The sequence below is a fragment of the Actinomadura meyerae genome, from assembly GCF_900188445.1.
Classification (GTDB): domain Bacteria; phylum Actinomycetota; class Actinomycetes; order Streptosporangiales; family Streptosporangiaceae; genus Spirillospora; species Spirillospora meyerae.
Window position 1 is genome coordinate 82,945 of sequence record NZ_FZOR01000005.1, and the last position, 14,093, is coordinate 97,037.

The window sequence follows — 14,093 nt, forward strand, 5'->3', positions numbered from 1 at the left end:
GCCCGGATCAGAAGTCGCGGATGGCCGGGAAGGTGCTCGTCGCGTCCTCGGTGCCCGCCGGGACGGGGTCGGGCAGGATCTCCCGGATCCGGTACTGGATCTCCCGGCTCAGCTCGCCCTGCGGGCGGCTCGCGTCCAGGATCAGGTACCGGTCGGGGTCGGCCTCGGCGAGGGCGCGGAACCCGGCCCGGACGCGCTCGTGAAAGTCCTGCGGCTCGGACTCGATGCGGTCGGCGGGGGCGGGCAGCCGGCGCAGCCCCGCCTCCGGCGGGATCTCCAGCAGGACGGTCAGGTCCGGGACGAGGCCGCCGGTCGCCCACGCGTTGACGCGCGCGATGTCCTCCACCGCCTGCTGCCGCCCGAACCCCTGGTAGGCGAGGGACGAGTCGACGTACCGGTCGCTGACGACGATCGCGCCGCGCTCCATCGCCGGCTTGATCACGTTGGCCACGTGGTCGGCGCGGTCCGCCGCGTACAGCAGCGTCTCGGCGCGGGCCGACAGCCCGGTCGTGTCGCGGTCGAGCAGCATCGCGCGCAGCCGCATGCCGATCTTGGTGGCGCCGGGCTCGTGCGTGGTGACCACGTCGTAGCCGTGGTCGCGGAGCCAGATCGCGGCGAGCCGCGCCTGGGTGGTCTTGCCGGCGCCCTCGCCGCCCTCGAACGCGATGAACACGCCGCGCTCGCGGTGCGCGGGCTGCGGCGCGTCCGACGCCTGCTGCTGCGGCGGCGTGTAGATCTCGCCGTGCAGGGCCGCGCGCAGGTCGGGGACGAGCGGGATGCCGCGCCGGTCGTCCAGCCGCCGGTACGTCGGCAGCGCCGCGACCAGCGCCACGACCGCCGCGATCAGCAGGCCGCCGCCGGAGCCGGTGAAGTCGTAGACGCCGCCGCCGAACTCGACGCGGTGCGCGCCGAGCGCCCCCGCGATCAGCGGGACCGCGACGAACGCCACCAGCGCGGCGACGAGCGCGACGGCGCGCAGGTAGGCGGTGGGGCGGGCGTCCTCCGGGGCGTCGGGGTCGGTCACCGCCGCCGCGGCCGTCGACCACGCGGCCCCCGCGAACACCCCGAGGAACGCCGCCAGGAACACCACGACGACGAGGTTCTGCACGAGCGCGAGCACCACCAGCGTCAGCGCGGCGGCGATCAGCGCGAGGCCGAGCAGCCGGCGGCGGCTGAACGGCACCAGGACGCGCGGCCCGAGGAACGCCCCGAACCCGAGCCCGAACGCCAGCCCGGCGAGGACGGTGCCGTACCCGGCGTCCCCGCCGCCGAGCGCGGCCGCGTGGACGCGGGCGACGGCGACGACCGCGCCCGCCGTGAGGGACGCCCCGGCGACCGCGAGCCCGAGCCCGCGCGCGGCGGCCGTCCCCGGCCCCTGGAACAGCAGCCTCAGCGGCGCCGGGACATGGTGCATCGGCGTCACCGGGACCTCCCGGATCAGCGCGACGGCGGCGGCCCCCGCCGCGAACACCCCGGCCGTCACGTACAGCGCGAGGTCGGCGCGCGAACCGCGGCCGAGCGTCCCGTCCGCGACGAGCGCGAGGACGGCGAACAGCACGGCGGCGACCGGCGCCGGCCCGTAGTTCACGCGGGTCGCGGCGCGGGCGGCGCGGGGCTGCTCCTCGTCCGGCAGCGCGGCCGACAGCGACGCGCGCGCCGCCGCGACCCACAGCAGGCCGAGGCACGACACGAGGAAGGCCGCGGCGAGCGTCCACGCGAGCATGCCGACGATCGGGACCGTCACGACGACGACGAGCCGCAGGACGTCCGCGATCAGCAGCATGAGGCGGCGGTCGACGCGCGCGGCGAGCATCCCGCCGAGCGGTGCCAGCAGCACCGCCGGCAGCAGCATCAGCACCAGCGTGCCGCCGACCGCCTGCGCCTGGACGGACACGTCGTCGTCGCGGGTCAGCAGCGCGGCCATCGCGGTCAGTGCGGGGACACTGAGCCACTGCGCGAGGCTGGACAGCGACAGCGCGGTCCGGAGCCGCCGGAACGGCCCGTTCGGCGGAAGCGACGAAACGCCCGGCGGCTGAGACGCGGCGGGGTGCGGCCGGGGTGCGCCCGTTCTGGTCATGTCGGTCAGGGTATCGGCGTAGATGTCCCTAGGAGCCGGACTTCGCGGAGGTTCGGCGGCGCGGTGCCGCCTTCTTCCGGCCACCGCCCGCGGCGGCCTTCTCCCGGCGATCCGCGAGCAGCTCCGCGGCCCGCTGGATCGTGATCGACTCGACCTCGTCCCCCTTGCGGAGGCTCGCGTTCGTCTCGCCGTCCGTCACGTACGGGCCGAACCGCCCCTCCTTCACCACCACCGGCTTCTCGCTCACCGGGTCCTTGCCCAGCTCGCGCAGCGGCGGCGCGGCGGCGGCCCGGCGGCCGCGCTGCTTCGGCTGGGCGAACAGCTCCTTCGCCTGCTCCAGCGTGACGGTGAACAGCTCCTCCTCCGAACCGAGGGAGCGGCTGTCGGTGCCCTTCTTCAGGTACGGGCCGAACTTGCCGTTCTGCGCGGTCACCGGCTCGCCGTCCAGCTCGCCCAGCGTGCGCGGCAGCGACAGCAGCTTCAGCGCGTCGTCCAGCGTGATCGTGTCCAGCGACATCGACTTGAACAGCGACGCGGTGCGCGGCTTGGGGGTGTCCGCCTTCTTCGTCCGCTTCTTCTTCTCGCCCTCGGCGGGCGGCGCCGGCTCCGGCAGGATCTCGGTGACGTACGGCCCGAACCGGCCCGACTTCGCCACGATCGTGTGCCCCGTCTCCGGGTCGGTGCCGAGCTCGCGGTCGCCCGACGGCTGCGCCATCAGCTCCTCCGCCTTCTCGGCGGTCAGCTCGTCCGGCGGGATGTCGTCGGGGATGTTGACGCGCTCGCCGTCCCGGTCCAGGTAGGAGCCGTACCGGCCGACCCGCACCACGATGTCGCTGCCCTTGATCGGGAACGAGCTGATGCCCTTGGCGTCGATGTCGCCGATGTCGCCGACCAGCTCGCGCAGGCCCTCCTCGCCGTTGTCGCCGTAGTAGAACCGGCGCAGCCACGGGACGCGCTCGGCGTCGCCGCGGGCGATCTCGTCGAGGCCGTCCTCCATGTGCGCGGTGAAGTCGTAGTCGACCAGGTTGCCGAAGTGCTGCTCCAGCAGGTTCGTCACGGCGAACGCCAGGAACGACGGGACCAGCGCCGTGCCCTTCTTGAACACGTACTCGCGCGCCAGGATCGTCCCGATGATCGAGGCGTACGTCGACGGCCGCCCGATCTCCCGCTCCTCCAGCTCCTTGACCAGGCTGGCCTCGGTGTAGCGGGCCGGCGGGCGGGTCGAGTGGCCCTCGGCGTCCACCGCCTTCGCGGTCAGCGCGTCGCCCTCCGCCAGGTTCGGCAGCCGCCGCTCCTGGTCGTCCCGGTCGGTGGACGGGTCGTCCGCGCCCTCCACGTACGCCTTCAGGAACCCGTGGAACGTGATCGTCTTGCCGGTCGCGCCGAACTCGGCCCGCTCGCCGTCGCTCGACAGCCCGGTCACCCGGACCGACACCGACTGGCCCACCGCGTCCTTCATCTGGGACGCGATCGTCCGCTTCCAGATCAGCTCGTACAGCCGGAACTGGTCGCCGCTCAGCCCCGTCTCCGCCGGCGTGCGGAACGTGTCGCCCGCCGGGCGGATCGCCTCGTGCGCCTCCTGCGCGTTCTTGACCTTGGACGCGTAGACGCGCGGCTTGTCCGGCACGTACTCGCCGCCGAACAGCGACGCGGCCTGCCGCCGGGCCGCCGTGATCGCGGTCTCCGACAGCGTGATCGAGTCGGTGCGCATGTAGGTGATGAAGCCGTTCTCGTACAGCTTCTGCGCCACCGACATCGTGTACTTCGCGGAGAAGTTCAGCTTGCGGCTGGCCTCCTGCTGGAGGGTCGTCGTCCGGAACGGAGGGTACGGCTTGCGCGTGTACGGCTTGCGCTCGACGGACTTGACCTCGTACGGCCTGCCGCGCAGCCGCTCGGCCAGCGCGCGCGCCGCGGCCTCGTCCAGGTGCAGCGCGTCCTTCGTCTTCAGCGTGCCGTCGGACGCGAAGTCGCGGCCCTGCGCGACCCGCTTGCCGTCCACGCTGACGAGCCCGGCCTTGAAGACCTTCGGCTCCTCGTCCTTGCCGGTGTCGAACTGGCCCGCGATGTCCCAGTAGTGGGCGGGGACGAACGCGATCCGCTCCCGCTCCCGCTCGACCACCAGCCGCGTCGCCACCGACTGCACCCGGCCCGCCGACAGCTTCGGCATGACCTTCTTCCACAGGACGGGGCTGACCTCGTACCCGTAGAGGCGGTCCAGGACGCGGCGCGTCTCCTGCGCGTCCACCAGCGGCATGTTCAGCTCGCGCGGGTTCGCGGCGGCGCGCTGGATCGCGTCCTTGGTGATCTCGTTGAAGACCATCCGGTGCACCGGCACCTTCGGCTTCAGGACCTCCTGGAGGTGCCAGGCGATCGCCTCGCCCTCCCGGTCCTCGTCCGTCGCGAGGTAGAGCTCGTCGGCCTCGGCCAGCAGCTTCTTCAGCTTCTGGACCTGCTGCCGCTTGTCGGAGTTGACCACGTACAGCGGCTCGAACTCGCGCTCGACGTTCACGCCGAGCTTCGCCCACGGCTCGCCCTTGTACTTGGCCGGCACCTCCGAGGCGCTTCCGGGCAGGTCCCGGATGTGGCCGATACTGGACTCCACGATGTAGCCGCGGCCCAGGTAGCCCGCGATCGTCTTCGCCTTCGCCGGCGACTCGACGATCACCAGGCGCGTCCCCGCGCCGTTGCCCCGGCCACTGCTCGCGGTGCCGTTCTTGGCTGGCACAGTCGCTCCAACCTCGCTGTCTCGGTCCTCTAACACAGGCTCTTTCTTACCGGCTTCGTACAACGTCGCAGGACGCCGCGTTCATGCCCGCGCGCTCCCCGACCATCGTGCCGCCCCCGCGGTGCCGTCAGCCCCGCGCCCCCGACAGGATGACATGCCGTCGGACGCCGCGCGGACCGGGACGGCCACCGCAGGGTGCCGGACGCACGGTAGACCAAGTAATAATGGTCGCAATGGCGGAGTACACCTACCTCGTCCTCTCACTGCCGCGCGGCACCACGCGGGATACCGCCCGGCAGATCTTGACCGAGCACGCGGAACGCGGCGGCTGGGAAATCGATCGGTTGCGCCTCTACCCGGACGGCCGCCGGCGTATTCAACTTCGCCGCAAGGTCATCCGCGCCGTCCGCACCTTCTGAGCCCGCACCGTCCGGCTGAGCCCCTGAGCCCGCACCGTCCGACTGAGCCCGCACCGTCCGAACGCCCTCGGCGGAGCGTAGCACTCTGTTGACGGACCGTTGCCCGTAAAGATGGCTTCGCCCGCCCCGGACCGCGCCTCCGGGACGGGCGAAGATCACTGCGCGCCGGTCAGCGGCGCCCGCCCGGCAGCATCCGGCGGGCCAGCGCCAGCACCCCGGCCACGGCGCCCAGCACCGCGCTCGCGCCGAGCGCCCACAGCGACCCGGCACCGTCCTCGAGGATCGGCCCGTCCGCCGCGACGCTCCGCACCGGCCCGAGCTCACCGGTAGCGGCGTCGACGGCCTTCGGCAGCCCGTTCACGGCGTTCACGGCGCCCGGCAGGCCGTTGCCGGTGCTCGACAGGGCCTGCGTGTCGAGGGCGGAGATCGCCACCGGCGCCTTCTGGCCCTGGAGCAGCCCGCCCGGGAGCCCGGCCCCCGGAGCCGCGCCCGCCCGCTGCGGGGCGGCGGCGGCCTGGCCGACGGGCAGGCTCAGCGGGTTGACCTTCACGATGCCGTTCACCACGGCCAGCGGGTTGTTGCCGAGGACGAAGTCGATCAGCCCCGGCTTCGCGGCCGCCGCGCGCGAGCCCGCCGGCTCGACCGTCGCGGACTTGACCGTCTTGGACAGGTCCATGCTGGTCAAGCTGCCGGCTAGCCCGGGCAGTCCGAGCGTCCCGACCGGAGCCTCCAGGGGCGGGAGGCCGTCCACGATGGGCGCGACGCCCTGCGTCCGGTACCCGGTGGCCCCCGGCAGCGCCGGCGCCTGGACGAGGTCGTTCACTCCGGGCAGCCCGTTCACGACCGGGACCACGTCCGTGAGGCCCGGCGCCCCCGCGCGGCTGTCCGACGTGGGGAGGGTCGCCTGCCCCGGCAGGTCGGTCAGGGCGGGCAGGCCGCTCGCGACGTCGGAGAGGCCGGTCTGGGGCAGCGGGACGGGCGTCCGCGGGGCCGACGGGTACCCGCCGTAGCCGCCGTAGCCCGGGTCCCCGGGGTACCCCGGGATGTCGGGGAGGCCGGGGGTGTCGGGGATGTCGGGGAGGCTCGGGGTGCCCGGGTAGCCGGGGGTGTCGGGGTATCCCGGCGTGTGCGGGTAGTTCGGCGTGTCCGGGTAGTCGGGGTAGTTCGGGTATCCGCCGTGGCCGCCCTGGCACTCGGCGGAGGAGAGGCCGACGATCGCGGCGGCGTTGCCGCACACGTCCGCGGGGATCTCCGTCGGGGCCTGCGCCTGGTTCCCGGCGAGGACGCCGCCGACTCCGGAGGTGTGCTGGTGGCCGCCGGGCCTGCCGGTCACGTGCGCGCCGCCCTCGCAGCCCGCCACGGCGTGCCCGACCACGGCCGCGGTGTTGCCGCAGACGTCCACGGGCGCGCTGATCGGGATGTCGCCCTGGTTCCCGCTGCCGACGCCGAAGACGCCGGACGTCTTCTGCCCGCCGCCCGCGTGTCCGCCGCCCTTGACGTGCGCGCCGCCCTCGCAGCCCGCCACCGCGTGGCCGACCACCGCGACGGCGTTGCCGCACACGTTGACCGGGGCCGAGATCGGCGCGTCCAGCTGGTTGCCTCCGAGGACGCTGCCCGACCCGTTCGTGACCTGGCCCCCGCGGCCTCCGCCGCCGGCGACCTTGGCGCCGCCCTCGCATCCGGCGTCCGCCTTGCCGATGACGGCGACGCTGTTGCCGCAGACGTTCACCGGCGCCGAGATGGGGGCGTTGAGCTGGTTGCCGGACGCGACGGCGTGCGCGCCGGACGTCCGCTGGCCGCCCGCGTGCCGCTTGTCGACCTTGGCGCCGCCGTGGGAAGTGGCGTGGCCGATGCCGAGCACGGCGACGCCGTTGCCGCTGACGTCGACCGGCACGGAGACCGGCGCCTCGATCTGGTTGCCGCTGAGGACCCCGCCGTCGCCGCTCGTGACGTCGGCGAAAGCGTTGGCCGGGAGGACGGTGACGCCGAGAGCGACAAAGCCCGCGGCGAGCACAGCGGCACGCGAAGTGCCTTTTGCCCGCGTTCGCATGATGCTCCGTTCAGGGAGAGATGTATGGAGACGCACGTGTCCCGTGGGTCTCGTGGGGGATGACATGCCGCGCCGGGGCACGGCGAGTGACCGGATCGGCGCGCCCGAGCCGCACGGGCACGCGTCCGGAGCCTGTGAGCGGGAGCTAGTCGGGCGCGAAGGACGGCTCGTCCGCGGCGGTGCGGACGACCGGGGGAAGCGCTCCGGAGACGCGCGCGACAGACGCGCGCGGTGAAGGCGGAATCAAGCTGACGGCGGCGGGGAAGCCGGCGGTCATGCCGCTGCCGAGGCCGGCGGCGGCGGAGTGGTCACCGTGCCGCTCGGGCGCGGGCGGCGCCGGATGCCGGTCGGCGTGGCGGGGCGCATGACCTTCGACGGACCGGGTGTGCGCGGCCTTCGAGACGACCGGAACGCGCTGCCCCTTCGGGGGAACACGCACGTCGGACCGCGGACGCGTCACCACGCGTACGACCGCCGCGCTCGACCGCTCCGCCACCGGACGCCGCACGTCCGGCCGGATCGGCGCAGGCGGCACCGCGGCCGGAGGCTCGGGGGCGGCCGCCCGCGGCATGTTCGCGACCACGGGCGTCACGGTTCGCTTCAGCGGTTCATGCCCGTGGACGACCGCGGCGGCCCGCTCCAGCACGGGGGCTTTGGCGACGAGATGCGCCGCCGGCCGCGGAAGCTCGTCGGCGTGCGCGGACTGCGCCGCACCACCGAGCAGCCAGCCCGCGATCAGCAGCCCGGCGAGGACGAGCAGCCGCCGGACGGCCCGTCCGATGGGGACGCGGCGCGGCAGGACGGAGACCGTCCCGAACCGCGCCGCGCCGCCTGCCACCGAACACCCTCCGTCGTGGCCACCATCAACCCTTCAACGAACGGTGACGATAGCACCACGGAAAGCAGTGGCGATGGCAAATTCAGGAGCGATCAAGGAATTTGTCGAGCACCCTGGCGCCGAAGCGGAGCCCGTCCACCGGAACGCGCTCGTCGACCCCATGAAACATTCCGGAAAAGTCCAACTCTGGGGGCAATTTCAGCGGCGCGAAGCCGAAGCAGCGCATGCCCAGCCGCGCGAACGACTTGGCGTCCGTCCCGCCGCTCAGGCAGTACGGCACCGGCAGCGCGCCCGGGTCCTCCGAGGTCAGGGCCGCCTCCATGGCCGCGACGAGCGCCCCCTCGTAGTCCGTCTCGACCGCCTGGTCATGGTGGACGAAATCGCGCTGGACGTCCGGCCCGAGAAGTTCGTCCACGACCGCGAAGAATTCTTCCTCATGCCCCGGAAGGAACCGCCCGTCGACCTGAGCCGTGGCACTCTGCGGAATGACATTCGTCTTGTACCCGGCGTCCAGCCGCGTCGGATTGAGCGTGTTCCGGAGCGTGGCGCCGATCATCCGCGCCAGCGGCCCGATCTCATCAAGGCACTTTTCCGGACGTTCCGGATCGAATTCGACCCCGTACGCCATGCACGCCCGCTCCAGGAAGGCCCGCACCGACTTCGTCAGCCGCACCGGGAACTCGTGCGACCCCAGCCGCGCGACCGCCGCCGCGACCGCCGTGACCGCGTTGTCCGGATGCACCATCGACCCGTGCCCGGCCGTGCCCCGCGCGGTCAGGTTCATCCACGCGATGCCCTTCTCCGCCGTCTCGATCAGGTACATCCGCCGGTCCCCGGGCACGGTCAGGCTGAACCCGCCGACCTCCCCCACGGCCTCGGTGCACCCCTCGAACAGCTCCGGATGCTCCCGCACCAGCCACTGCGCGCCCCACGTCCCGCCGGCCTCCTCGTCGGCCAGAAAGGCGAGCACGACGTCCCGGGGCGGTCTGCGCCCCTCCCGCAGCCGCTGCCGCACGACCGCGAGGATCATCGCGTCCATGTCCTTCATGTCGACGGCGCCGCGCCCCCAGACGCACCCGTCGGCGATCTCCCCGCCGAACGGATCCCGCGTCCAGTCCTCCCGGCGCGCCGGCACCACGTCGAGGTGCCCGTGCAGCAGCAGCGCGTCCCGCCCCGGATCCTCCCCCTCGATCCGCGCCACCACGCTCGCCCGCCCCGGATGCGACTCGAAGATCCGCGCCTCCAGGCCGACCTCCCCGAGCTGCTCCGCGACGTACTCCGCCGCCACCCGCTCCCCCGGCCCGGAATGATCGCCCGGGTTGCTGGTGTCGATCCGGATCAGCTCCTGGCAGAGCCGGACGACCTCGTCCTCAGCGGTCGGCTGCCGCACCACAGTGATCACCTCGTGTCCTCGCGTACCCGTCCATGGTGCCCGCCGATCGACTTCGCCGCGACTCGTCTCCTTTGGTACAGTGAAGCCCGCCGCAGCCCGCTGCGGCCTGCACACCGAGTCCGGGTGGCGGAATAGGCAGACGCGCTAGCTTGAGGTGCTAGTGCCCTTCACGGGGCATGGGGGTTCAAGTCCCCCCTCGGACACAGGATTACCCCATGGGTGACGCGAAGAGCTCGATCTGGGTGGTTGTGCCTGGAGCGGGCTCTTCCTTGTTGTTGTCGACCACGGTGCAAGATGACCTGTCGCAGACTATGGCGAGACCGTTGCGCTTGAGGTGTGCGACAAGTTCATGCGGCGAGCGGGCTTCGCCTAGTCGTGGTGAAAGCTGCCGCATCAACTCGTCGAGCAGATGGTCTTCTCGGAGGTAGAGGTTCTTCGGCGCGTCGCGAGAGCGCGGCGTGGTGCTGTTGTAGCCGTGGCGGCAGCGATAGCCGTTGCGTTCGTTGACCCAATGGGAGTCCATCCGCCGCTGGCAGAGGCCGCATAGGAGCAGGCCGGCCAGGAGGTATACGCGGACGCTCCCATCGCGGGTGGGTCTGGCGGCGCGGATCGTCTGCGCGGCGACGAAGTCGGCGTCGGAGACCAGTGCCGGATGGGCGGGCTTCTTGGAGATCGCCCATCCCGTGGTCGTGCCGTCGAACCCGGTTTGCCGGTCCCAGACTGGACGGCCGGTGTAGCGGGGGTTCTCCAGGATCGTGGCGACCGTGTTCAGCGTCCAGCCCTGCCCCGATCAGTGGGGATTTCGCTTTCGATCGGCACGGGACGGGCAAGGGATGCCGTGTTCATTGAGTTCGCGGGCGATTCCCGCCACGCTCACGCCGGAGAGGCGGCGCGCGAAGATCCATCTCGTGTGCGGAGCGGTCAGCGGGTCGGGATCGAGACGCCAACGTCGTCGGCGCGCAGCTGAGCAGACCACCCCCCAAATGCAACTGAACCAGCGGCAAATGTAACCGCAACTCCGTTACATTTGGCGCGTGAGCATGAATCTGGACGACCTGGTGGAACGTCTGCGCACCGCAGGCGGCGACTCGTCGGACGTGGAGGTCAAGTCGGCCGCCGGCGGGCTGCCGCAGTCGCTGACCTCCACACTCAGCGCCCTGGCGAACCTTCCGGGCGGTGGCACGATCATCTTGGGGCTCGATGAGGCGACAGGCTTCCGACCGGTACCGCTCACCGACCCGCAGAAACTCAAGCAAGGCATCGCCGGAAAGGCACGCTCGTTCACCCCACCCGTCCGGATCACCGTGGAGGACGGGGTTGTCGAGGGAATGCCGGTCGTCATCGCGCACGTCCACGAGTGCGATCCCTCGGCGAAACCGTGCCGAGTGACCGGATCCGGCACGGCCTACCTGCGCGGGTACGACGGGGACTTCGAACTGTCGGCCCTTGAGGAGCAGGCATTCCTCGCCGCACGGCAGCCGCCCCTGTTCGACCGGGCCCCGGTCGACGGCGCCACCCGCGATGACCTCGACCGTGATCTCGTTGAGGGCTTCCTGCGGTCGGTGCGCGAACGGGACCCCTACGGGCTGGGCCGTTTCGACGACACCGCGGAACTCCTCCGCCGCGCGGGAGTGACGACGCCCGACGGGACGCCTACGGTCGCCGGCCTGCTGTCTCTGGGCGTCCACCCCCAGGAATGGTTCCCGCGGTTCGTCATCCAGGCGTCGGCCGAACCACTGCCGAACGACCCTGCGGGATCACGCGCCCGCAACCAGGCCACCATCACAGGCCCGATCCCCCGCATGCTCGACGAGGCACTCGCTTGGGCACGACGGAACTTCGACACCGCGATCGTCTCGGCACTCGACGGCACCGTCCACGACGAACCGGCCTTCCCCCTCCTCGCCTTCCGCGAGATCATCGCCAACGCGCTTGTCCACCGCGACCTCGACCACTGGTCGGCGGGCATGGCCGTCGAGGTACGCCTGCGCCGTGACCGCCTCATCGTCTCCAATCCCGGTGGTCTCTACGGCATCACCGTCGAGAGACTCGGCCGCGAGGCCGTGACCTCGGCCCGCAACGCCCGGCTCGTCGCCATCTGCCAGCATGTCCGCACCCCCGACGGCGGGGCCCGCGTCATCGAAGCCCTCGCCTCCGGCATCCCCATCGTGACCAGCACCCTCGCCGAGGCGGAACTCCCACCCGCGCACTACATCGACGCCGGTATCCGCTTCACCGTCCTCCTCCGGAGGTCCGCTTCCACAACACGCCCCGGCGACGACCTCAACCAGACAGAGCTACGCGTCTACGACGCACTGGCGACCGGCGCGCGCACCGTGGCGGAACTCCAGGGTCAGCTGAACCTGACCGCCCCCAACATCCGCAAGGCCCTCCGCGAGCTACGCCGCCGCGGACTCATCGAACAACACGGGGGAAGAGGCCGAACGACCACCTACCACCGACCGACGGACTAGCAGCCCGAACCTCCGGACCGCGATCCGGCACGGACCACCGATCGCGCACCTGCGAGGCCATGTGCTCGAACACATATCCCCATAAGACTGGGCGAGCGAGGAGTTGTTCGGGCATATGCGGACCGCATCATGCGGCTCCGGCTTCGCCTGAGCCCAGACCCGGCCACTCGTCCGGGAACGTCCACCCCATGCGCTGGCGCACCTCCTCACGCACTCGCGCCTGTCCCCAACGCAGGATCGGGTTCAGGCAATACTCACGGACGGCCGGATGCTCACTCGGGTCCTTGCACATCAGGCACGCGAGCACACGCGTCGGCCAGATCAACTCGAACACGTCCTCGGTGGCGGGCAATCCGGCCGCGCGCGGCAGCAACTCGAAGACCAGATCCACCGCCCAGTGCACCATGTGCTGGTAGGGCAGGATGCTCGCCCAGAGCGGCGAGTGCGGCGCGTTCCCCGCAGTGAGGGCGTCGACGACAAACCGCTTGGCCCTCTCGTATAGTCCCCGGTACTCATCCAGCGCCCGGACGGTCTGCGCGAACAACTCGCACCAAAAATGCGCCTCGACTGCCCGGGCTTGGAACTCCGCCACCCGGGACGTACCGAACTCCTTGACCAGCCGCGGAAGAACGTGCGCCTCGACAAACTCGCGTTCCTCCTCCGGCGTGCGGGGGCGACGGCGAGGTCTGCGTCCGCCACCATCGCGGCGTTCATCCTGCGGCTTGCGGTGCAGCGGTTCCCCTATGGCCTCCAGTTGCCCACGCAGATCACCGTCGCGGTGAAGCCATGCAGTGACAGCGGCCAACGCACCTTTGATCGCCGCCCTGCGCGCCTTGCCGGTCGGCTCGCCATCAGCGTCCCGGATACGTGCGAGTCCTTCCCACTGCTTGTCCGCCGCCCGCACGAGCTCGGTCAGTTTCCGGCCGGACGGATCGGAGGCGATCCGAACTGCGCCCGGCCAGCCGTGTTCGGCTCCACCGCAGCCCTTGCACACGCATTTGGGCTGGGTGGCATTCTCGCAGTTAATGGAATGCCGCCCTTCTCCCACCGGCCCTCCATCGTCACACGTTCCTGGAAAGTCAAGTTTCCAGCAAAGCGCGCATTCAGTAAAGGATGGCGTTAGCCAGGCGGAAGTTCGGGGTGTCCGGAAGGTGATGTGGTAATCGCTCTTGGTTTCACCGAAGTCCTGGGATTGAGTACGGCCCAATCGGCCGGTTTGGCGCGCCCTTTGGGCCATAAGTACCGTCCCACTTGCACAGACGGCATGCGCCTCATCCGACCCGGCTAAACCGGCGCGGACGGGTGGCCTGCTCCGGCCACAGCCCCCACTCGGTGCATGCTCTCTTCGAGCACCGCGCCTGGGCGTCCGGCCAGGCACGTACGCTCGCACGACGCCCCGGCACCCTGACCCCGATCCGGGATCCGCAGCCCGCGCTCGACCACCGTCCTGAACGCCTTGGACCCGCACTGATCGCCCACCAGAACCAGCGCAGCGCGACCGGCATGATCGTCACCAATCTCCCGGTCTCACAGTTCAGGCCTGTCACCCCGCAGGCTCGGCCCGGCTCCTCCTTGCCCGCCAAGACCACCAGCGCCTACCCGCAAATGAGCGCGCTGACCTAGTCCGGCCGACCGGTGGGGCGGAACGACCTGGCGTAACCAACCCGCGCCGTACTCAACTTTCGCAAGGGCCAGGCTCGGGTGCGCAGCAGATTGCGGCAGTACGTGGTCAGGTGTCCCGTTATCGCTGTTCCCGAGACGGGCACCGTAGTCCGCCGGGGGCCAGACATACCTGGGTGAGCCCATCCTTTCACCTGCTTGAGGAACCCCAGGTCCCGTGACGTCCGATCTACCTGGTGCCGGTTGGCGCTGGCGTGTTGGTCGAAAGGTAGCGGATTGCCTCGTATTCGACAGGTGGCACGTTGCCGAATATTTGAGCCCGCACGCAGGCGTCTGAATCTGCACTGCAGGGCTACGCGCCGACCAGAATTCGGTAGGGTGCGCCGAGCGGTGAATGGGCGGGCCATGTGCTGTCAGGGCGTGTCGCCCCTCGGACACCAGCGGTCACCCCAAAGTGACGTTCGGGAGTAACGATCCGATCCGGGTCGAGGTTAACC

General features: G+C 71.2%; 9 protein-coding genes and 1 tRNA gene. 3 read left to right on the top strand and 7 right to left on the bottom strand.

All coding sequences use genetic code 11. From position 1 onward, the window contains the following. Nucleotides 1–7 precede the first annotated feature (7 nt). Together tmk and topA are read right to left on the bottom strand one after the other, a co-directional pair. Nucleotides 8–2,077 carry a dTMP kinase gene (tmk, locus tag CHF16_RS07400; protein ID WP_089325167.1) on the bottom strand — a complete coding sequence of 690 codons (2,070 nt, stop codon included), beginning with the start codon at nucleotides 2,075–2,077 and terminating at the stop codon, nucleotides 8–10. Between the two features lie 28 nt (nucleotides 2,078–2,105). After that, entirely contained in the window at nucleotides 2,106–4,802 is a 2,697-nt protein-coding gene (topA, locus tag CHF16_RS07405; protein ID WP_089325168.1) for a type I DNA topoisomerase, read from the bottom strand. A 233-nt stretch (nucleotides 4,803–5,035) separates the two neighbouring features. Here topA and CHF16_RS07410 point away from each other — a divergent pair, with 233 nt between their 5' ends. Then, nucleotides 5,036–5,221 (top strand): DUF5703 family protein, encoded by a 186-nt coding sequence (locus CHF16_RS07410; RefSeq protein ID WP_021596264.1) that lies wholly within the window; start codon nucleotides 5,036–5,038, stop codon nucleotides 5,219–5,221. 169 nt (nucleotides 5,222–5,390) lie between these two features. Here the strand turns inward: CHF16_RS07410 and CHF16_RS07415 are convergent, their stop codons facing one another. The 3 genes from CHF16_RS07415 to CHF16_RS07425 form a co-directional block, all read right to left on the bottom strand. Beyond that, on the bottom strand, nucleotides 5,391–7,235 hold the full coding sequence (locus CHF16_RS07415) for a chaplin family protein (RefSeq protein WP_179271428.1): 1,845 nt from the start codon (nucleotides 7,233–7,235) through the stop codon (nucleotides 5,391–5,393). 181 nt (nucleotides 7,236–7,416) lie between these two features. Further along, a complete protein-coding gene (locus CHF16_RS07420; RefSeq protein WP_089325170.1) occupies nucleotides 7,417–8,109 on the bottom strand; it encodes a hypothetical protein in 693 nt (230 codons plus the stop codon). An 82-nt stretch (nucleotides 8,110–8,191) separates the two neighbouring features. Next, nucleotides 8,192–9,511, bottom strand: coding sequence for a M20/M25/M40 family metallo-hydrolase (locus CHF16_RS07425; protein ID WP_089325171.1), 1,320 nt, complete (start codon nucleotides 9,509–9,511; stop codon nucleotides 8,192–8,194). A gap of 108 nt (nucleotides 9,512–9,619) precedes the next feature. On the opposite strand from CHF16_RS07425, the gene CHF16_RS07430 reads away from it, so the two are divergent. Further along, nucleotides 9,620–9,705: transfer RNA gene (locus CHF16_RS07430), tRNA-Leu, on the top strand. A 5-nt stretch (nucleotides 9,706–9,710) separates the two neighbouring features. On the opposite strand, the gene CHF16_RS42045 is transcribed toward CHF16_RS07430, so the two are convergent. Next, nucleotides 9,711–10,274 (bottom strand): recombinase zinc beta ribbon domain-containing protein, encoded by a 564-nt coding sequence (locus CHF16_RS42045; RefSeq protein ID WP_342750081.1) that lies wholly within the window; start codon nucleotides 10,272–10,274, stop codon nucleotides 9,711–9,713. A gap of 325 nt (nucleotides 10,275–10,599) precedes the next feature. Between CHF16_RS42045 and CHF16_RS07440 the strand changes: the two genes are divergently transcribed. Beyond that, entirely contained in the window at nucleotides 10,600–11,976 is a 1,377-nt protein-coding gene (locus CHF16_RS07440; protein ID WP_245868277.1) for an ATP-binding protein, read from the top strand. Nucleotides 11,977–12,103: 127 nt separating this feature from the next. Here CHF16_RS07440 and CHF16_RS39330 read toward each other — a convergent pair whose 3' ends face one another. Next, the gene (locus CHF16_RS39330; RefSeq protein ID WP_143227905.1) at nucleotides 12,104–13,024 is read right to left on the bottom strand and encodes a hypothetical protein; all 921 of its coding nucleotides are present in this window, start codon (nucleotides 13,022–13,024) and stop codon (nucleotides 12,104–12,106) included. Nucleotides 13,025–14,093: the final 1,069 nt, after the last annotated feature.

Excerpts from the sequence above, each read along its gene's own strand:
- tmk (WP_089325167.1), bottom strand. The coding sequence starts at position 2,077 with ATGACCAGAACGGGCGCACCCCGGCCGCACCCCGCCGCGTCTCAGCCG.
- CHF16_RS07410 (WP_021596264.1), top strand. The coding sequence starts at position 5,036 with ATGGCGGAGTACACCTACCTCGTCCTCTCACTGCCGCGCGGCACCACG.